Below are 20,066 nucleotides of genomic sequence, written 5' to 3' on the forward strand. Positions count from 1 at the left end.
GTTAAGCTGTAGTGAACTGGCTGTTATAGAGCGAGGCATAATGGCCACCGCTGGCAAGCAGTCCCTCATGGGTACCACTTTCGACGACATCGCCGTTTTTCATGTATAAAATCAAATCCGCTTCACGGATGGTTGATAGTCTGTGGGCGATCACAAAGCTGGTGCGTCCGGCAATCATTTTCATAAATGCTTTTTGGATACGCGCTTCTGTCAGGGTATCTATGCTGCTGGTGGCTTCATCCAGGATCAGCATAGGTGGATCGACCAGGATCACCCTCGCGATGGTAAGCAGCTGTTTTTGGCCTTGCGACAGGCTGTCGCCTGACCCGCTAATGACCGTATCGTAGCCATGAGGCAGTCGCTTGATGAAGCTATGCGCATTGGCAGCTGTTGCAGCCGCGATGACTTCATCGTCCGTGGCCTCCGGCTTCCCGTAAGCGATATTGTCCCGAATGGTTCCGCTGAACAGCCATGTATCTTGAAGCACCATAGCAAAGTTAGTCCGCAGGCTGTCCCGGCTCATGTCGTTGATATTCACCCCGTCGATGGATATCGAGCCGCTGTCCACATCGTAAAACCGCATGAGCAGATTGACGAGTGTGGTTTTGCCAGCTCCGGTCTGCCCGACAATAGCCACACGAGTGCCTGGCTTTACCTCCAAACTAAAGTTCGTAATGAGCGTACGTTCCGGGTTATAGGAGAATTTGACATGATCAAAAAGAATCGTGCCTTTGCTGCGCTCCAGCTGTACGGCGTTCGATTTTTCGGGCTGCTCTGGCGGTGAGTCCAAAATAGCAAATATGCGCTGAGCAGAAGCCGTAGCTGCCTGGAACTGGGTCAGCACACCCGTAATTTCATTAAAAGGCTTGGCGAACAAATTGGTATAAATCAGAAAGCTCGACAATCCGCCTACTGAGATCCCACCCAAAATAATGGAGATACAGCCAATCATGGCGGTGACTGAAAAAGTCATGTTGTTCACCAATCGGGTAGAGGGGTTGGACAATGATCCGTAAAACTGCGATTTCACCCCGGCTTGATACAATTGTTCGTTTCTGGCGGAAAATTCCTCAAGCGAGCGGTTTTCATAATGAAAAGCGGTAACTACCCGTTGCCCGCCGATCATTTCTTCCACATAACCGTTCAGGCTTCCTAAAATTTTGGCCTGTTCGCGGAACATACGCTGCGATCTTGTGGTAATGAACCGTGCTACGCCATATGTGATCGGGGCAGACACCAATACAACCAACGTCATGATCGGACTGATATACAGCATGAGTACAATGGAGCCTATAATCGTAATAATCCCGGTAATCAATGTGGAAAAGCCTTGCAGCAATCCATCCGACACAGCATCCATATCGTTCACAAAACGACTAATGCTGTCTCCTTGTGGATGAGTGTCATGAAAGCTTAACGGAAGGATATTAAAATGATCAAATAACTCCCGCCGCATATCATTTACGGTCTGAAAAGCAATACGGTTCGTCAAATACGTGAGCAGCCAGCTAAATAGACTGCCTACAACATATACAATGCCTAATCCAGCTAGAATCTGCGCAATACCTTTAAAGTCTACTACTCCCTTATCCACCATATGGTCGATAGCCTGACCAATCATGTAGGGTCCAATCAGACTGGCAAGCACGCTGAGAATTGCACTGACGATGACCCAACATGTTGTTGTTTTATATTGACCCACATAGGTTAACAATCTTCTCCAGGTTTCCTTGCCACTCATTGGTCTACCTCCTGCGTTGAGAGCTGGGAATGATTAATTTCCTGATATACATCTGAGCTGCTCATCAACTGTTCATGTGTGCCGATACCGACAATCCGTCCCTCATCAAACACAATTATTTTATCAGTATGCTGTACGCTGCTTACTCGTTGCGAGACCAACAGGACGGTCATGCTGGTGCTATTTTCCCGTAGCGATTTACGGAGGGCGGCGTCGGTTGCAAAATCAAGTGCGCTTGAGGAGTCATCCAAAATGAGAATTTGCGGATTGCCGACAATAGCTCGGGCAATGGTAAGTCGCTGCTTTTGTCCTCCCGACAAATTAAGCCCCCCTCGGGTGATCGGAGCATCGAATTTTTCCGGCAGGTTGGAAATGAACTCATCCGCTTGTGCGATAGCTGCGGCTTGAGCGACTTCCTCATCGGTGGCATGTTCATGCCCCCAACGGATATTATCCGCTATAGTACCAGTGAACAGCAGCGCCTTCTGAGGGACAATTCCGATTTTCTGCCGCAATTGCTCAAGCTTATATTGCCGAACGTCGATGCCATCAACCTGCACACGACCCTCTACCGCATCATAGAAGCGGGGAATAAGATTCACAAAGGTGGATTTCCCAGAACCTGTTCCTCCAATGATGCCGACCGTTTCACCGGGATAGATGTTTACTACTACATCGCTCAGTGCCAGTTGTCCTGTCTTATTGTATCCAAAGGAAACATGATCAAAAGAGATGGCTGGTACAGCGCAATGCTCACTTGCTTCCTCCCTGTCTATAGATGTAGAAGTAGCAGCAGTGTCGGAAATCGAAGCTTGCGTGTCTAGGACCTCCTGAATACGCGCTGCTGAAGTGGCAGCTTTGGTGAACAAAATAATTAAATTGGTTACCACAATCAGAGCCAGTAAAATTTGCGTAATATAATTAATAAAGGCAATAATCTCCCCTTGTGTAAGAGATCCATATTGGATATGGATGCCGCCGATCCACAGGATAGCAATAATAGCTCCGTTCACCACCAACAAGGTGGCGGGGCTTAGCAAAGCAGAAATACGTCCGACACGAATAGCAGTCTGGGTCAGGTCATCTGAGGCGGCATTGAACTTTACTCGTTCAGCTCCTCTTTTGGCAAATGCACGTATGACCCGTACGCCTGTAAGATTTTCGCTAAGTACCAGAGCGATTTTATCGAGTTTTTTCTGGTATAGTCGGTACAGGGGAGAAGCCTTCGTAATGACTACATACAGAATCAAAGCCAGAATCGGTGTAGCCGCCAACAGCACCAAAGCAAGGCGGAAGTCCAGAATCATGGACATGATAATCGCCCCGATACAAATAAAAGGAGCACGAATGACCAAACGAATCAACATCGCTACAGCTGTTTGCAGCTGATTGACATCATTCGTAATCCGGTTGATGAGCGAGGGTGTACCGAATTTATCGAGATCAGCATAAGAAAACGAAGAAATATGCTTAAACATCGTATTGCGCAGCGTAGTTCCGAATCCTTGAGAGGCACGAGCTGCGTAAAACTGACAAACTAATGAACTGCCAAAGCCCAGTATAGTCATGAGTAACATCAAAAGACCCATCTGCCAAACATAATGGGTGTCTCCTTTACCTACACCATGATTGATCATTAAAGCAACCATAGTAGGCAGCAATAGTTCCAGGATGGCCTCAATTAGTTTAAACAGAGGTCCAAGAATCGTTTCCTTTTTATAGGGTTTCAAAAAAACAGCAAATTTCAGCAAATAAACCATCACCTAACCTAAATAATGTATCTAGCTTCATGCCGCAATAGCATAACTGAGTTTGATTATGGCATATCCCCAACCATATGAATAATATTTAATATATATTAGAGGTATAGGTTTTACATATATCAGTACCGGAGGTCCATAATGATGGAATTGAGACATCTCAAGTATTTTTTGGCGATTGCAGAGGCCGGACAGATTACAGCGGCAGCCAAAAAGCTGAAAATTGCACAGCCTCCCTTAAGTCAGCAACTCATGCAGCTGGAGGAAGAGCTTGGTGTAAAGCTCGTGCATCGAGGCTCACGAAGTATCCAATTGACGGAGGCTGGCATCATTTTACAGAACAGGGCCAAGCAGATTTTGGAGCTGACAGATGCCACGACAAGAGAGATAAACGATTTTGCCATGGGGATGAAAGGTACGCTCACCATTGGAACGGTCTCCTCCTCTGGGGCAACGCTGATGAAAGACAGGCTTTCCGAATTTCATAAAACCTATGCGGGTGTAAAATTTGAAATTCATGAGGGAAATACGTTCATGATTCTCGATCTTTTGAACAAAGGAATTGTCGAGGTCGGTATCGTCAGAACCCCTTTTAATACTACCGATTTAGGGTGTAGATATGCGTCCACTGAGCCGATGATAGCAGTGATGACAGAAGAATATGACTGGAACCCCGAACAGAAGACCATTTCATTGTCTGAGTTGAAGAACAGGCCACTCATCGTATATCGCCGCTTTGAACAATTGATCCACGATACTTGTATGAAGTATGGCTTTGAGCCAAATTTCTTTTGTAAAAACGATGATGCTCGCACGACGCTCCACTGGGCTAATGAAGGGCTGGGGATCGGTATGATTTCGCGGTCTGCGTTGTCACTCGGAAGCAATAACCAGTTAATCGTTAAGGAAATTATGTGTGAGGAATTGCATACGCGTGTGGCAGCTGTCTGGCTGAAGGATAAATACATGTCTTCTCTAGCCTCTCGATTCATCGAAAGTTTTAGCCAAGCATCCGATGGAGCTGACTTAAGGTAGCTGAATTTTTTGGATGAAAGCATCTTTTTGTAAAAACTCATTTGAATTGCAATCGGGAACTGGATATAGTAGTACAGTAGGATAGCAATAGAATGGAGTTTGAATACATGCCACATAATGCAAAGGTCCGAATCCGTCTTCATAGTCATCATGACGGAGAAGATGTGGTACAGGAACTTCCCGGAGAAGCGATCGTGCGTGGGAAGCATCTATATATAAGGTACGATGAGCCGCAAGAAAGTCCTGAGGGCGGTACGACACGGAACACAGTTAAAATCGGATCGGATGAGCTAAAACTGATTCGTCACGGTGAGGTACAATCAGAGCAGTCGTTTGCGCTGGGACGCAGGTTGCCTGGATTTTACCGCTCGCCTTATTTAAACCTGAACATGTCTGCGCATACGCAGAAGCTCGATATTCGGATGGATGGTTTCACCGGACATGTGAGCTGGACCTATGATCTGTACGTATTTGAGGATTTCTCGGGGCATTTTGCCATCAGTTTGCATATACAGGAGGAGCAATAATCATGACAAGCAATCCACTGGAACTTATTAATCAAAAGGTGACTTCAGCAATCGAAGCGGCAGTGCTGGCTACCGGAATCGTGAGCCGCGAAGAGCTGCCGACCATTACGCTGGAGGTGCCAAAGGACAAGTCACACGGTGATTTGGCTACCAACGCTGCGATGCAGCTCACCCGCATTGCAAAGAAGAACCCACGGCAAATCGCTGAAGATTTGATCGCGAATATGGATTTAGCTTCCGCTTCTATTGAAAGTGCAGAAATCGCTGGACCGGGCTTTATTAACTTTCGCCTGAACAAGAGCTACCTGTATGCAGTCATTGGACAAGTGCAGGAGCAGGGGGCAGATTACGGGCGTATACAGGAAGGTGCAGGCAAAAAGGTACAAATCGAGTTTGTCAGCGCCAATCCGACAGGTAGCCTTCACTTAGGTCATGCACGTGGTGCAGCCGTAGGGGATGCTCTCTGCAACGTGCTTGATTTTGCCGGATACAAAGTAACTCGTGAATACTACATTAATGATGCGGGCAACCAGATTTACAACATGAGCCGCTCTATTGAAGCGCGTTATTTGCAGGAGCTCGGACAGCCTGCGGAGATGCCGGAGGATGGTTACCATGGTGAGGATATCATCGGGTTTGCCAAGGAACTGGTGGCCGAAAAGGGCGATTCTCTGTTGTCCATGGAACCGGGAGATCGCGCAGCTTATTTCCGTGACTACGGTCTGGAAAAGGAACTGAACAAGATTAAGCGCGACCTGGAGCTGTTCCGTGTACCTTTTGACTCCTGGTTCAGCGAAACGTCGCTGTATGAAAACGGTGAAGTGCTTAAAGCGCTGAATGAGTTGCGTGACCGTGAGGAGATTTACGAGAAGGACGGAGCTACATGGCTGAATACGACCAAGTACGGTGACGATAAAGACCGTGTCTTGATCAAAAATGACGGTACATATACGTACCTAACCCCAGATATCGCTTACCATCGCGATAAATATGCTCGTGGGTATGACACGATCATCAACATTTGGGGAGCGGATCACCACGGCTACATTCCACGGATGAAGGCAGCAATGGAAGCACTGGGCAATGATCCAGATAAGCTTAAAGTGCTGATTGCCCAAATGGTCAGCTTGTTCCAAAATGGGGAAAAAGTAAAAATGTCCAAACGTACCGGCAAGGCCGTGACGATGGAAGATCTGATGGAAGAAGTGGGTGTAGACGCGATCCGTTACTTCTTCACTATGCGCAGCATGGATTCGCACCTGGATTTTGACATGGATTTGGCGATTTCCACTTCCAATGAGAATCCAGTATTCTACGTACAATATGCGCACGCACGTGCATGCAGCGTATATCGTCAAGCCGAAGAGCAAGGTATTGCTGTGCTGCCGTTGGCAGAAGTCGACTTGTCCAAGCTGACGGCTGAGCATGAATACGATCTGCTCCGCAAAATCGGCGAGCTGCCGGAAGAAGTGTCGGTAGCGGCTGCAAACTTTGCACCACACCGTATGATTCGCTATGTCTACGAGCTGGCTTCATTGTTCCACAGCTACTATAAGGCAGAGCGCGTCATCACAGAGGATGCCGCTCAAACGCAGGCACGCTTGGCGTTGTTTGGTGCGGTGCGCACGACGATTGCCAACGTACTGAAGCTGGTGGGCGTGTCTGCACCAGAACGTATGTAAGCAAGCAACTTTAACGTAATGACCTTGTAGTCATATAATTAATAATAAAAGGAACCGTTCGTATCACCCTCAACAGGGTGGCGCTTCGGTTCCTTTTTATGTTGGATTAGCTTAGTAGCGTTCCAGTACCAAATTCGTTTTCAGGGAATCGGCGGGAACCAGCCATCCTTTGGATTGCAGCAGGTTCATCAGCTTGGTGCGGTTGCTGGCGGCAACACTGTAATCCGAGGTTTTGAAGGAGATTTCGATAATATGCTCTGTACCTGATCCGTTTGCGCTGCGAATAGGCCATATTTCAACGTCGGTATCCAATCCCTGAAAGCTACCCTCGTATTTACTGACCTGTACAGGACCGCGTACTCTGGAGTCTGCCAAGGTTTGTTTGCCCCAATTGCTGTTTTTCCAGTTTTGCAGCTTGCCCGGAAGATTATCCTGCAATTGCTTTAATGCTTGATCTGGGGAAGGCAGAGCCAATCCTTTGGAGGCGTTTGTTTTTTTATCATTGGAGAAGCTTAGTGTTTGCTTGCTGTATCCCCAATCCACCTCAGCCTCATAATTATCATCAGATGCGCTGAACCCTTCTTTATTCGCTTGGGTGAGCGCCGCGTCGATATTTCCATTTGTGACCGTATATCGCTTTTTGTAGGTTAATTCATAATTTTTTTTGTCCTCTTTTTTGCGAAATCTCACGTTCCAGCCCTCGTCATTTAATTGCAATGAGTTTGTATCAAAATACTCGACGCTTAATCTTTGTGCATCGTTTCTAATTTGAAACTCGTTCACGATGCCACTCTTTAATGAGCCATCCGCATTGAGGACCTGAGCTGTATCCAGTAGTAGCTTCACCTCATAGCTTGGTGTGGCATTGGCGGCGGCTTGTACCGGTTCTGCTCCTTTCCATCCTGTTACGAGCAGTACTGCACTCAGAGTTACTACCGACATCAATTTGGTGATACGAAGGCCTGTTTTCATTTTATCCTCTCCTGTTCGTCCGAATAGGTTACACGCTACACTTTACGGGTGTATTGTCAGTCGTATGTCAAAGCAAAAGGGGACTCCGGTTAAAAAATTACATAATTTCTATATGACAGGTAAGATTTAATCTTGGTTCCATGACAAATATTCGGTGAATCTGTGAATGAGCGCCGAGCGATGACGGTCTTTGTTGCTGACCATATAGATGTACCGCTCAACAGACTGCCCCGGGATAGGTCTTACAACCAGTAAGCCCCGCTCAACCTCTGACTGAACGGCAATGCGAGAGACAAAAGAGATGTGTTCTCCCAGCATAACCGCCTGTTTGATGGCTTCCAGTGAATCCAGCTCCAGATAGGAAGGAAGTCGCCGACTCCCACGTTCCAGCCATTTGTCGGTCACATGGCGTGTGCTGGATTCCTTGCCATGTAATACGAAGGAGGAAGAAGCGATAAGCTCGGGCGTCAAATCGGTTTCGTTGGCGAGCGGATGAGTGGGTGAGCAGATGAGTATCAGTTCATCTTCGCCCAAGGATTCTGAGAGTAGCGTTGGGGATTGAAACGGCTCTGCCGAAATGATGCCGAGGTCAATTTCGTGGCGAGCGAGCATGTCCTTGATCACGGGCGCTGTTTTCACAGACAAGGCGATGTGAATGCCCGGATGCTCACGGGCAAAGCGGTGCAGCACAGCAGGAAGCAAGTAGGTAGCGGGTACATAGCTTGCGCCAATACGTATACTTCCCCGCTGGAGCGTATCGAACTCGCGGACGACTCGCTCAGCTTCAGCAGCCAGTGCATTAATTTTGCTGGCATAGTGCAGCAGTGCATTTCCGGCATCCGTCAGGATGATTTTGCCCATACGTGTGTCAAACAGCTTTACTCCGAATTCACGCTCCAGATTTTTCATATGAAAAGTAACGGTGGGTTGCTTCAGGCCAAGAAGCTCGGCGACCGTGGTAATTTTATGGTGCTTATTCAGCAGCTCTACAATATGTAACTTTAGAAGACTTAAGTTCACTTAGAATGCCTCGCTTTCAGGTTAATCGAACAATCACCTTATTACTATGGGTAGCAGCATCAATCCCCTCTATATAGATTAAATCTATGAGTGTTAACACAATTCATTGAAATAATTAATTTTGTTTTAACTTTCCAATAACACAGGTTGCGAATTCAAGTTTTACACTGGGGTCAGTCAGAAGAACAGGCAGGTAATGCGATGAATCAGGATCTATATATTCACGGATTAAGTAAAACCTTCAGCCAAATAACCGCGCTGCATGAGACGAATCTGGTAGTACGACGGGGCAAATTCACAACACTGCTCGGACCGTCCGGCTGTGGGAAAACAACGCTCTTGCGCTTGATTGCTGGTCTGGAGACACCGGATACCGGCACAATCACGATGGGAGAGGAAATTCTTTTTTCGGCAGAACGCAAAAAGGATATTCCCGCCCATCTCCGCCACTTTGGCATGGTCTTTCAGGATTTCGCGTTATGGCCGCATATGACGGTGTTTGAAAATGTGGCCTTCGGCCTGCGTGCGGGCAAGCGAGGGAAAGGGTTCGCCAGCGTACGAGACAAGGAACTGCGGACAGTGGTGCTGGAGGCGCTCGACATGGTCAGATTGTCAGGGATGGAGGATCGGTATCCTCATCAGCTGTCCGGTGGCCAGCAGCAGCGGGTTGCCTTTGCAAGAGCGGTTGCTATCCGGCCTCGACTTGTGTTGTTCGACGAGCCGCTCAGTGCGCTGGATGCGGTGCTACGGGAGGAGATGCGCATTGAGATGCTATCGCTTGTGCGCGATCTGGGGCTGACCGCCCTATATGTCACCCATGATCAGATCGAGGCCATGTCCATGTCTGATGAAGTGGTTGTTATGAAAAGTGGACATATTTTGCAGACCGGAACACCAGAGGTGATCTACGGTTGCCCAGCTCATCCAGAGGTGGCGAGGTTTATTGGCAAATCCAACTGGCTGGAGTTGGAACGGACACTATTTCGTCCTGAACATGTGCGTTGGGAACAGGAGCAAGCAGATCAGCATGCTTTTACAGTAGAGATCCTGCATGTCAGCTATGTCGGCGATCGTTATGAAATTCGTATACTAGCCGAGAACGGCGAGCAATGGACTGCATATCATTCCAGCCGCTTGCCCATAGGTCAACAAATGCACGTTTGGGTATCACCGCAACACATCCACCAACTTGAAGCATAGGGAAAAGGGGTATATACAAGATGATGAATAGGCATGTTTTTCGTACAGGATGGAAAAAAGGAACGATGCTCGCATTAACCTTGACTTTTGGACTCGCTGTGGCGGGTTGCGGAACAGCTACAACATCCAAGGATGGGGCACAAGTTACTGGATCAGCAGGACAAGCGGAGGCGGCATCCACCGATCAGAAGCTGGTGGTCTACAGCGCAGGCCCGGATGGACTGGCGAAAAAGTTGGTAGCAGGGTATGAGGCGCAGAGCGGAGTTAAGGTAGAGTTGTTCCAGGGAACGACAGGGAAAATTTTGGCCCGCATGGAAGCCGAGAAGACGAATCCAGTAGCGGACGTGGTTGTGCTGGCATCGCTTCCGTCTGTACAAGGCCTGAAAAAGGAAGGACTCACGCTACCTTACCCGGATGCCAAGGACGCAGACAAGCTAAATCCAGACTGGTCCGATAAGGAAGGCAACTACTTCAGTACCAGTGCTTCTGCTCTGGGCATTGCGTATAACACGAAGCTGGTGAAAACACCACCAACTTCATGGGCTGATTTGGCGAAGCCTGAGTACAAGGATCAGGTTAATATTCCCGATCCCTCCCTGTCCGGCTCAGCGTTGGATTTTATGACAGGATATCTGAGCGCCAAGGGCGATGGAGGCTGGACGTTGTTCGAGCAGTACAAGGCTAACGGTGTTGCTATGGCTGGTGCCAATCAGGAAGCGCTGGACCCCGTGATTACCGGAGCTAAAGGTGTAGTCGTCGCTGCGGTCGATTACATGACCTACAAGGCTAAAGCCAAAGGTGAGCCGATTGATATCGTCTATCCGACAGAGGGGACAGTCATCAGCCCACGTCCTGCCGCAATTCTCAAGTCAACGCAGCATGAGCAGAATGCGAAGGCATTCATTGACTATCTGTTGTCGGACGAGGCACAGAAACTAGTAGCAGATGCCTCCTTACTCCCGGGCCGCACGGATATCAAAGCCGACAAGCGTGCCAACCTGGACGAGATCCCATTGCTGAAGACCAATTGGGAATGGATGGGCGAGCACGGATCAGACGTGACGGAGAAGTTCACGCAAATGTTCAAGTAAGCCGATGGGAGGCTTATCCGTTAAACACATCAGAGCGTGGTGTCTGACGCTGGCTCTGATCGCGCTTCTTTTCCTGATTGTGATGCCGTTGCTGCAAATCTTTATCCAAAGTGTGTATGTTGATGGAAAATTCCAATGGGATGCGCCTTTTCGAACGTTAGCTGCTTCATCATTTGCAGGCGTGCTATTCAGTTCAATTTGGCTTGGCATCTGCGTGATTGCAGGAACGACGGTACTTGCACTTCCGCTAGCCTGGATCATGTCCAACACTCGTCTTGCACACTGGCGCTGGTTGGATGTTGTTCTTCTGATTCCGTTTATGACCCCGCCCTATATCGGGTCCATGGGCTGGATTTTGTTTATGCAAAAAAACGGATATCTGGAGCAGTTGTTCCCGGGTCTACATTTCTTAACGCCGTCCTTCTTCAGCCTTGGTGGCATGGTGATGATCATGAGCCTGCATCTGTTTCCATTCCTGTACCTGCTGCTGCGCGGGGCGCTGGTGAGGATAGGCGGGAGCCTGGAAGAGGCGGGTGCCGTAATGGGCGGTAGCTTTCTATACAGATTCCGTCGAATTATTTTACCGCTACTGCTATCAGCTTACGGAATGGGCGCGTTGCTCATTTTCGTTAAAACGATTGCCGAGTTTGGTACCCCCGCTACCTTTGGGCGACGTATCGGGTATGAGGTCATGACTTCGGAAATCCACAAGTATATTTCCAGTTGGCCTATAGACTTTGGCAAAGCGACGTCAATGGCCTCGGTGCTGTTAACCGCCTGCCTGCTCATATGGTACGCGCAGTCGGTGATCAACCGAAAGTTTACGTATAGGCTGGTAGGTGGTAAAGGTTCGCGTCCGTCCCGTCTCCGTATATCCGGCTGGACTACGGGGCTGAGTGTTGCATTTATTCTATTGTTGCTCATTGCGTCCATTGGCATTCCTTATTTTTCAATTCTTTCAGCCTCGACGATGAAGCTGAGGGGAATGGGCCTTGCCTGGGATAATTTGACGCTCGACTCTTACAAGGAACTGCTGTCTTGGGGATCAGAGAGCATGGAGGCGCTCCTGAACAGCGTATTTCTCTCTTTGGGCGCTTCGACGCTTGCTGTGGTGCTGGGCACTTGGTTTGCGCTTGTCATTGGCGGCTCACGCACGAGAATCCAACGGACAGTTGATGCATTCAGCTTGCTTCCGAATACGGTTCCGGGAATTGTTATGGTGGTCGGCCTGATTTTGTGGTGGAACTCGCCGTGGATGCCGATCCCTTTGTATAACACATACGGCATGGTCATTCTGACGTATGTTATCTTGTTTGTTCCTTATACGGTGCAGTATGTCAAAAGCGCCTTTACACAGGTGGACACGGGGCTTTTTCAGGCGGGACAGGTATTTGGCGGACGACCGTCTTACATATTCCGCCGGATTGTACTGCCGCTGATTGTACCGGGAATGCTCGCTGGTTGGATGATGACATTTACGATCGCTTCACGCGAGCTGGTAGGATCGTTGCTGATTTTGCCGCCATCCGTTCAGACATCTGCAACCTACATATTTGCACAATTTGAGCAGGGACAGGTGTCACTTGGGATGGCGATGGCCGTCATATCGGTCGGAATGACCACACTGCTGCTGATCTTAATCGAAAGCTTAAACTCGCAAAGAAAGTGGAAATGATCATGACCAAGCTTAGGATTTGGGGAGGAGCGGGCGAACATGGCCGCTCCTGCTATGTTTTTGAAGGAACGCAGCATCACGTCATGCTGGATTGTGGCGTGAAGAAGGAAGGAACCGGACAATATCCGGTTTTTCCGCCGCAAAAGGCGAAGAGACTGACCACTGTATTGCTGTCTCATGCACATGAGGATCATTCCATGGCGCTCCCCTTGCTGTACAAGTATGGATACCAGGGGGAGGTCTGGACGACCAAGGCCACCGCTGAGCAGTTAGGCTCCTATTTTCGCTCCTGGCATACTTATGTTGAATCGAGAGGAGCCGACTTGCCATACGACGAACAGGATATCCAATCCATTGCTTATCGCTATCTAGAAGATGAAGCGCCAGCAGGAGAATGGCTTGAGGCTTGTCCGGGTGTGAGAATCATGTGGGGACGCAGTGGACATTTGGCTGGTGCAGTGTGGTATGTGGTAGAAATGGAAGGGAAGCGGTTGTTTTTTTCTGGAGATTACAGCCGCGAATCTGAACTTCTTGCTGCCGATGCGCCAGACTTGGGTGTTGGGGAGCGGCTGCATGACCTACCTGAATGGAAGTCAGAGCCCAATCTAGCGGACATATCCATTATGGACAATGCCTATGGCATGGATATAGACCCGCAGCCTGTTAAGCTGGAGCGGCTGAGGGTCGAGATGGAGCGGATATTATGGTCTGGAGGTCATGTGTTGTTGCCGGTGCCTGCCTTTGGCAGAGGACAGGACCTGATCGTATGGGCTAGCGAGCAATTCCCTGAACAGGCAATAATTGTAGAGCACGACATATGGCAGGGATTGAAACAGTTAAACCGCTGGAAAGAATGGCTGCGTCCGGAAGCCCCGGCGCGAATAAAACATGTGCTAAACAGTGACAGGGTCTTCGTGCCTCGTGATGCTGCGGAACGAGTGAGTCTGCTGGAACAGAACCCAACGGCTATTATCATAACAAGAGACGGCATGATGGATTCTCCACAGGCGCGCTGGTACTATCAGTTTCTATCGGATAATCGCAACATGGGAGAGAGTGAAGATAGCGGAGAAAGCATTAGCAACAGTGTTATATTGACCGGGCATGCTCCACATGGTTCTTTTGGCAAACATCTGTTGGAACGTGCGGATGAAAATGACAGCTGCGTAGCTCGGCATTTGATTTATAAGGTGCATCAGGGACTATCAGATGTGCGGCAAATGCTGAAGGAGCTGCCTAGCAAACAGGTTGTACTCGTTCATGCGCCGAAGCTGCAGACCGACCTGGTACGAGATGAGTTGATAAGAGAAGGAAATAGTGGATGTGAAGGTCCTGCCAGAAAAGTTCACTCTCTGGAGCCGGGCGCTACACTAGAGGTTTAGCATCACAATATCATTCACTTTGTGCCCTCCTGCATCAATCGGAAGGCATCGACTTCTCCAAGTTTGGTCGAGATAGAGCTCCGTCCGGCGCTTTTACGCAGACGGAGCGGTGTGGCGGTACGCTTAAGCAACGCCTTGATTTCTCCAGGCCCCAGTTCCGGCCTCAGTGAAAGGAGAAGTGCGATGCTTCCGGTCACATGGGAAGTAGCCATAGAGGTACCGCTCATTTCGTGATGCTTGCCATGGATCCAGGAGGATGTGATCTTTTCGCCAGGTGCGTACACGTCTACAAATTGCCCCCGGTTGCTGAAAGGCGCGATGCGTCTGTATTTGTCGGTAGCCCCCACTGAAATCGTCTGAGAATAGCGGGCTGGATAGTCAATACTTCGGCGCTTACCCTCATTTCCCGAGGACGCTACAATCACAATGCCGTTATGATATGCTTTATTCACCATATCAAGTAGTGCCTTGCTGCGCGACTTCATACCAAAGCTCATATTGATGATATCGACACGATTTAATACACACCAGTCGATACCAAGGATGATATCGGAGACGTAGGCGGCTCCATTATGATCAAAAGCTTTTACGGGATGAATTAAAGCCCGTGGTGCTACGCCGACCCTACCTTCGTCATAGTTGGACGCCGCGATAGTTCCAGCAATATGAGTACCATGGCCGTTATCGTCATAGGGTAGCATGGTTCGGTTAAGCAAATTAATACCTCTGGCGAGAGAATGACGAAGATCAGGATGTTGAAAATCCGCTCCTGTGTCGATCACACCGATTCTGACCCGATTCCCTGTCGAGGAAGGCCAAGCCTTGTATGCACGTACCTGTTTGACTCCCCATGGCATGGAAAGGTTCTTTTCTGCTTTTGGTATATGAGCAGTTTCAGCGTGGACCTTCATGCGGGTATCTTCTTCAACGGTGACACCGTTGTGATATTTGCCCAGCCTGTCTCCCCCTGAAAGCGGAGCGATTAAAGCGCGGATTAGTCGGGCCGGTTGTACTTGCCGTAATCCCGCAAGCTCGGGTTTCAGCTTCCTGAGATAGGACAGGCATTCCCGGTATTGGTGAGGCTTATCGAACGTGATGATCTGTTTGTTCCGTCCACTGCCGGACGGCTCCGAAATACCCTCATGCAAACGCTGCAAAAAATCCGGATAGTCCATTTGAGACGGTCCCCCTCCGATGAGCCATGCTGAGGTATTGTATGAGCAAGCGTCAACTGCGGCATGGGAAACCTGCCCCTTTTTTATGGAAATAGGCCTGCTTGTCGTGTCAAAGTGGCTGTGGACACATACGATACATGGAGGGCATAAGCTCTTGTGCAACAACTTTGGGGGGTTCTCCCGGAGCGGGTACAGTCGAAGACGGGGGGAACCCCGTCTTTTTATGTATGCCGTCTTGTTTAGAGGGATATTCCTGGAAATTATGACGATACCCATCTTTAACTTGCAATTTGCTTCCAAATAGGTTTTACTTAGTTTTGATAATGGATATGTTAGTATTGCATGTATCGTGTATGCTCTGAAACATGTTCTTGTGAATTACGTGTGAGAGGAAGTGTCCCTAGGTGAGTACCCCACTCAACTTGAAGATTGACCCGGAGAAAGTCCACGAGACTCCAATGGTGGATTTGGCATTTATGGTATTGAAAGCAGCCAATACTCCGTATTATTACCGTGACCTGATGAAGGAAGTCGCCAAATTGCGTGGCTTTTCCGACGAAGAAATTAATGACGTTATTGCTCAGCTATATACTGAAATCAACATTGACGGGCGTTTTGCCTGTGTCGGTACGAATCTGTGGGGCTTGAAACGTTGGTATCCGGTAGATAAATCCGAAGATGCCCTGACAGGCGCCAAGCGTCCTCGTATTATTAACGACGAAGACGATGACGACGAAGATGACTATCATGAGGAAGAAGAAACATACAACTCTGATGACGACTTCGATGCAGATAGCGAAGACGAGGATGGCGAAGATGAGCTGTTCGACGGAGAAGAAGATGATGATGATAGTGATGAAGACGTAGTTATAGACGATGAAGACCTCAGTGATGAGGAAGATTCAGAAGATGAAAACGACGATGAGTCGACGGAAGACGACGATTCGCTTCGTTAGGAACAGGCTGCAAGGGGAGATGCGTTCTCCCCTTTTTCATGACCGTTTTCTTGAAAACCTCTTCTGATTTAAAGCTTTCAGGTGGATTCTCTCCAATCTGGTTCAATGGACAAATTAACACGGATAACTTCCTTGACAGCGGATTGGACACGGGGTAAACTATTGCTTGGGCTTATGATTGATTCACTTATATGTTTGCTTTTTGTATAAAAGTGCCCCGTACTACGGGAGTGCTTTTTTGTTTTTTATAGGGGTGTTTTCACTCATGAAAGAGGGCTAAGGGCGGCGGACATGGAAAATGATTCCGCTGCCTTCTTCATGGATGATAATCCGTGCAAACGGGTTACGATAACATCATAATGTCGCCTGAATTTTGCATCTTATCTAGGAGGGTTTTGAACAGTGACAAAGTATATTTTTGTGACAGGCGGGGTTGTGTCTTCCTTGGGCAAAGGGATTACGGCAGCTTCACTGGGGAGGCTTTTGAAGAACAGGGGACTGAAGGTAACGATCCAAAAATTTGATCCTTACCTGAATGTCGATCCGGGTACGATGAGTCCTTACCAGCACGGTGAAGTGTTTGTAACGGATGATGGTGCGGAAACGGACCTTGACTTGGGACACTATGAGCGCTTTATTGATATTAATCTGTCCAAGAACAGCAATGTCACAACAGGCAAGGTATATTCCAGCGTAATCAGCAAAGAGCGTCGCGGAGAATATTTGGGCGGTACGGTGCAGGTTATCCCTCATATTACGAACGAAATCAAGGAACGCGTGTATCGTGCAGGCCGTGAAGCAGGTTCGGACGTAATTATTACAGAAATCGGCGGTACTGTGGGTGATATTGAAAGCTTGCCATTTTTGGAAGCTATTCGTCAGCTCAAAAGCGAAGTTGGGCGCGAGAATGTGATGTACATTCACGTAACACTCATTCCTTATATTAAAGCTGCTGGTGAGGTTAAAACCAAACCAACTCAGCACAGTGTAAAAGAACTGCGCAGTATCGGTATCCAACCGAATGTCATTGTTTGCCGTACAGAGCATGAACTGTCCTCCGATATGAAGGCTAAAATTGCATTGTTCTGCGATATTGATGCGAATGCAGTGGTAGAATGCCGCGATGCTTCAACCCTCTACGAGGTTCCGTTGAACCTGCGTGAAGAAGGCTTGGACGAAATCGTAGTTAACCACCTCAAGCTGACAACACCTGCACCAGATATGACCGAATGGGAAGGGTTAGTTGATCGAATCAGCAAGCTGGATAAAACGGTTGAGATTGCCATTGTTGGTAAATATGTTGCGTTACATGATGCGTACTTAAGTGTGGTTGAATCGCTTTCCCACGCTGGATTTGATGCGAATGCAGACGTAAAAATTCGTTGGGTGAACGCTGAAGAAGTGACGGACGAGAACGTAGCTGACATGCTGGGCGGCATTGGCGGCATTCTCGTACCGGGTGGCTTCGGCGATCGCGGAATTGAAGGCAAAATTAGTACCATTCGTTATGCACGGGAGCAAAAAATTCCGTTCTTCGGCATTTGTCTGGGTATGCAGGTATCTGTCATTGAGGTTGCCCGTTCCCTGGCTGGTCTCGAAGGAGCCAACAGCTCGGAAATTAACCCGGCTACTGATTATCCTGTCATCGATTTGCTTCCTGACCAAAAAGACATCGAAGATTTGGGCGGTACGATGCGTCTTGGCTTGTATCCATGCAAACTGGTGGAAGGTTCCCTGGCTTCGGCTTGCTACAACGACGAGCTGGTGTACGAAAGACACCGTCATCGGTACGAATTCAATAACGAATATCGTGAAGTTATTGAAAAAGCGGGTCTTCGTATTTCCGGTACTTCACCGGATGGACGCTTGGTGGAAATTGTGGAGCTCCCTGAGCATCCGTGGTTCCTGGCGGTACAATTCCATCCAGAATTTACTTCCCGTCCGAATCGTCCACAGCCTTTGTTCCGTGAATTTGTAAAGGCAGCATTGCAGCTTCAAGGTTAATGCTATGGCTTGTAAGACCTCCTCAGGGAGGTCTTTTTTTATCCCATGCTTCCTGATTATGAAAGAATATTCCACAATTATGTATAAGAGCAGGATTTTCTTTTTGCAGGAGCGAATATAGTTTTAGGTATGGGACGGATATTGTACGTCATCGGACGCTGTTATGGCAATAGCTGCATGATCCTCGTTTTAAGATCTTAGGAGGTTAAAACATTGGAAAAGAAGAAAGTATTAATCGTCGATGACCAGAATGGAATACGGATTTTACTGATGGAAGTGTTCGGAAGTGAAGGTTATGAGACCTTTCAGGCGGCGAACGGGAAAATTGCACTTGAAATTGTTGAGAAGGAACCACCTGATCTGGTTCTGCTCGATATGAAAATTCCAGGTATGGACGGACTCGAAATTCTGAAGCATCTAAAAACCATGAATCCTGATATCAAGGTTATTATGATGACAGCATATGGAGAACTGGACATGATTAAAGAGGCGACGGAGCTAGGTGCGCTAATGCATTTTACCAAGCCCTTTGATATTGACGAAATGCGGATCGCTGTGAACAAACAACTCAGAGGTGATTAGGTGAGTCACTATGGTTGAGAACTCTGTTAACACAACAGGGTTTTTTGTTTGTGATTATGGGAAATACTGAAAGTAAATCCTCTCCTTATACAATTCTATGAAAAAACGGCGTCCTAACGTGATTTTTGTATGTGTTGATATGCAAAAGCTTGTTTAGTATTTAACATGGGTTGTGGTATAATAAGCCCGTATGTGATGTCGGCTAAAATATAGACAAACCCAAACACCTTTAGGAGGACTGTAACCATGCCATTGGTATCTATGAAAGACATGTTGAACAAAGCACTCGAAGGAAAATATGCAGTAGGTCAATACAACATTAATAACCTGGAGTGGACTCAAGCTATTTTGGGCGCTGCTGAAGAAGAAAAATCCCCAGTAATCTTGGGCGTTTCTGAAGGCGCAGCACGTCACATGGGCGGATTCTACACTGTTGTTAAAATGGTAGAAGGTCTTATTCATGACATGAAAATCACCGTTCCAGTTGCGATCCATTTGGACCACGGTTCCAGCTTTGAAAAATGTAAAGAAGCTATCGACGCTGGTTTCACATCCGTTATGATTGACGATTCCCACAGCCCGATCGACACAAACATTGCTACAACGAAAAAAGTGGTTGAATATGCTCATTCCAAAGGCGTTTCTGTTGAAGCTGAAGTTGGAATGGTTGGCGGTCAAGAGGATGATGTTGTCGGCGACGTAATGTACGCTAAGCTGGACGACTGTCTGCGTATCGTTAACGAAACAGGTATCGATACACTGGCACCTGCACTGGGTTCCGTACACGGACCTTACAAAGGCGAGCCAAACCTCGGATTCAAAGAAATGGAAGAGATCTGCAATGCAATCAAACTTCCACTCGTTCTGCACGGTGGTACTGGTATCCCAACACATGACATTAAAAAAGCAATCTCTTTGGGAACTTCCAAAATCAATGTAAACACTGAGAACCAAATCGTATTTGCGAAAGTGGTTCGTGAAGTGCTTGCTGAGAAACCGGATGCTTATGACCCACGTACATTCATCGCTCCAGGTCGTGAAGCGATTAAACAAACCGTTATCGGTAAAATTCGTGAGTTCGGTTCCAACAACAAAGCGTAATAATGAATCAAACTGGTCGTGCGTCTGCACAGGCTAGATGTATTTCTTAGTTGTAGCTGTAGTTCTGCTGCACAAAATATTTAAATCTGTACAGTTGAATAGTTTGGTATGGAAAGCACACCGCTTAGCCGGTGTCTTTCCATTTTCACCACTAAAAAAGTTA

At 47.9% G+C, this 20,066-nt stretch carries 16 protein-coding genes; 11 read left to right on the top strand and 5 right to left on the bottom strand.

The window, feature by feature from the left end:
* Position 1 precedes the first annotated feature (1 nt).
* Both NLX78_RS25340 and NLX78_RS25345 read right to left on the bottom strand, forming a co-directional pair.
* Positions 2 to 1,741 (bottom strand): ABC transporter ATP-binding protein, encoded by a 1,740-nt coding sequence (locus NLX78_RS25340; protein WP_254351843.1) that lies wholly within the window; start codon positions 1,739 to 1,741, stop codon positions 2 to 4.
* A complete protein-coding gene (locus NLX78_RS25345; RefSeq protein ID WP_483311694.1) occupies positions 1,738 to 3,501 on the bottom strand; it encodes an ABC transporter ATP-binding protein in 1,764 nt (587 codons plus the stop codon). Before NLX78_RS25345 ends, NLX78_RS25340 begins: the two co-directional genes overlap by 4 nt.
* 144 nt (positions 3,502 to 3,645) lie before the next feature.
* Between NLX78_RS25345 and NLX78_RS25350 the strand changes: the two genes are divergently transcribed.
* The 3 genes from NLX78_RS25350 (at position 3,646) to argS (ending at position 6,745) form a co-directional block, all read left to right on the top strand.
* The gene (locus NLX78_RS25350; protein ID WP_254351855.1) at positions 3,646 to 4,536 is read left to right on the top strand and encodes a LysR family transcriptional regulator; all 891 of its coding nucleotides are present in this window, start codon (positions 3,646 to 3,648) and stop codon (positions 4,534 to 4,536) included.
* 92 nt (positions 4,537 to 4,628) lie between these two features.
* Positions 4,629 to 5,063 (top strand): YwiB family protein, encoded by a 435-nt coding sequence (locus tag NLX78_RS25355; RefSeq protein WP_081112515.1) that lies wholly within the window; start codon positions 4,629 to 4,631, stop codon positions 5,061 to 5,063.
* A gap of 2 nt (positions 5,064 to 5,065) precedes the next feature.
* Positions 5,066 to 6,745, top strand: coding sequence for an arginine--tRNA ligase (argS, locus tag NLX78_RS25360; RefSeq protein WP_028542578.1), 1,680 nt, complete (start codon positions 5,066 to 5,068; stop codon positions 6,743 to 6,745).
* Between the two features lie 111 nt (positions 6,746 to 6,856).
* Here argS and NLX78_RS25365 read toward each other — a convergent pair whose 3' ends face one another.
* Positions 6,857 to 7,717, bottom strand: coding sequence for a hypothetical protein (locus tag NLX78_RS25365; protein ID WP_254351844.1), 861 nt, complete (start codon positions 7,715 to 7,717; stop codon positions 6,857 to 6,859).
* 126 nt (positions 7,718 to 7,843) lie between these two features.
* Positions 7,844 to 8,737 carry a LysR family transcriptional regulator gene (locus NLX78_RS25370; protein ID WP_250259935.1) on the bottom strand — a complete coding sequence of 298 codons (894 nt, stop codon included), beginning with the start codon at positions 8,735 to 8,737 and terminating at the stop codon, positions 7,844 to 7,846.
* Positions 8,738 to 8,938: 201 nt separating this feature from the next.
* On the opposite strand from NLX78_RS25370, the gene NLX78_RS25375 reads away from it, so the two are divergent.
* The 4 genes from NLX78_RS25375 to NLX78_RS25390 are packed head-to-tail and all read left to right on the top strand — an operon-like array spanning position 8,939 to position 14,085.
* Positions 8,939 to 9,937: an ABC transporter ATP-binding protein gene (locus NLX78_RS25375; protein WP_254351845.1), complete on the top strand. Its 999-nt coding sequence runs from the start codon at positions 8,939 to 8,941 to the stop codon at positions 9,935 to 9,937.
* A gap of 20 nt (positions 9,938 to 9,957) precedes the next feature.
* Positions 9,958 to 11,028 (top strand): ABC transporter substrate-binding protein, encoded by a 1,071-nt coding sequence (locus NLX78_RS25380; protein WP_254351846.1) that lies wholly within the window; start codon positions 9,958 to 9,960, stop codon positions 11,026 to 11,028.
* Positions 11,029 to 11,032: 4 nt separating this feature from the next.
* A complete protein-coding gene (locus tag NLX78_RS25385) occupies positions 11,033 to 12,703 on the top strand; it encodes an ABC transporter permease (protein WP_254351847.1) in 1,671 nt (556 codons plus the stop codon).
* Entirely contained in the window at positions 12,700 to 14,085 is a 1,386-nt protein-coding gene (locus tag NLX78_RS25390) for an MBL fold metallo-hydrolase (RefSeq protein WP_254351848.1), read from the top strand. Before NLX78_RS25385 ends, NLX78_RS25390 begins: the two co-directional genes overlap by 4 nt.
* A 14-nt stretch (positions 14,086 to 14,099) precedes the next feature.
* On the opposite strand, the gene NLX78_RS25395 is transcribed toward NLX78_RS25390, so the two are convergent.
* Entirely contained in the window at positions 14,100 to 15,260 is a 1,161-nt protein-coding gene (locus NLX78_RS25395) for a S8 family peptidase (RefSeq protein WP_250267149.1), read from the bottom strand.
* A gap of 404 nt (positions 15,261 to 15,664) precedes the next feature.
* Between NLX78_RS25395 and rpoE the strand changes: the two genes are divergently transcribed.
* The 4 genes from rpoE to fba all read left to right on the top strand — a co-directional run bounded on the left by rpoE (position 15,665) and on the right by fba (position 19,903).
* Entirely contained in the window at positions 15,665 to 16,216 is a 552-nt protein-coding gene (gene rpoE / locus NLX78_RS25400) for a DNA-directed RNA polymerase subunit delta (RefSeq protein ID WP_013308216.1), read from the top strand.
* 402 nt (positions 16,217 to 16,618) lie between these two features.
* Positions 16,619 to 18,220: a CTP synthase gene (locus NLX78_RS25405; RefSeq protein ID WP_013368772.1), complete on the top strand. Its 1,602-nt coding sequence runs from the start codon at positions 16,619 to 16,621 to the stop codon at positions 18,218 to 18,220.
* Positions 18,221 to 18,433: 213 nt separating this feature from the next.
* Positions 18,434 to 18,802, top strand: coding sequence for a response regulator (locus tag NLX78_RS25410; protein WP_013308218.1), 369 nt, complete (start codon positions 18,434 to 18,436; stop codon positions 18,800 to 18,802).
* A 246-nt stretch (positions 18,803 to 19,048) separates the two neighbouring features.
* Complete coding sequence (fba, locus tag NLX78_RS25415; protein ID WP_013308219.1) at positions 19,049 to 19,903, top strand: class II fructose-1,6-bisphosphate aldolase; 855 nt, start codon at positions 19,049 to 19,051, stop codon at positions 19,901 to 19,903.
* The last annotated feature ends 163 nt before the right edge of the window (positions 19,904 to 20,066 follow it).

The organism is Paenibacillus sp. Lou8.1, assembly GCF_024213565.1.
Taxonomy (GTDB): Bacteria; Bacillota; Bacilli; order Paenibacillales; family Paenibacillaceae; genus Paenibacillus; species Paenibacillus polymyxa_B.

Excerpts from the sequence above, each read along its gene's own strand:
- NLX78_RS25385 (WP_254351847.1), top strand. The coding sequence starts at position 11,033 with ATGGGAGGCTTATCCGTTAAACACATCAGAGCGTGGTGTCTGACGCTG.
- NLX78_RS25375 (WP_254351845.1), top strand. The coding sequence starts at position 8,939 with ATGAATCAGGATCTATATATTCACGGATTAAGTAAAACCTTCAGCCAA.
- fba (WP_013308219.1), top strand. The coding sequence starts at position 19,049 with ATGCCATTGGTATCTATGAAAGACATGTTGAACAAAGCACTCGAAGGA.
- NLX78_RS25395 (WP_250267149.1), bottom strand. The coding sequence starts at position 15,260 with ATGGACTATCCGGATTTTTTGCAGCGTTTGCATGAGGGTATTTCGGAG.
- NLX78_RS25380 (WP_254351846.1), top strand. The coding sequence starts at position 9,958 with ATGATGAATAGGCATGTTTTTCGTACAGGATGGAAAAAAGGAACGATG.
- NLX78_RS25355 (WP_081112515.1), top strand. The coding sequence starts at position 4,629 with ATGGAGTTTGAATACATGCCACATAATGCAAAGGTCCGAATCCGTCTT.
- argS (WP_028542578.1), top strand. The coding sequence starts at position 5,066 with ATGACAAGCAATCCACTGGAACTTATTAATCAAAAGGTGACTTCAGCA.
- NLX78_RS25365 (WP_254351844.1), bottom strand. The coding sequence starts at position 7,717 with ATGAAAACAGGCCTTCGTATCACCAAATTGATGTCGGTAGTAACTCTG.
- NLX78_RS25350 (WP_254351855.1), top strand. The coding sequence starts at position 3,646 with ATGGAATTGAGACATCTCAAGTATTTTTTGGCGATTGCAGAGGCCGGA.
- NLX78_RS25340 (WP_254351843.1), bottom strand. The coding sequence starts at position 1,741 with ATGAGTGGCAAGGAAACCTGGAGAAGATTGTTAACCTATGTGGGTCAA.
- NLX78_RS25390 (WP_254351848.1), top strand. The coding sequence starts at position 12,700 with ATGATCATGACCAAGCTTAGGATTTGGGGAGGAGCGGGCGAACATGGC.
- NLX78_RS25345 (WP_483311694.1), bottom strand. The coding sequence starts at position 3,501 with ATGGTTTATTTGCTGAAATTTGCTGTTTTTTTGAAACCCTATAAAAAG.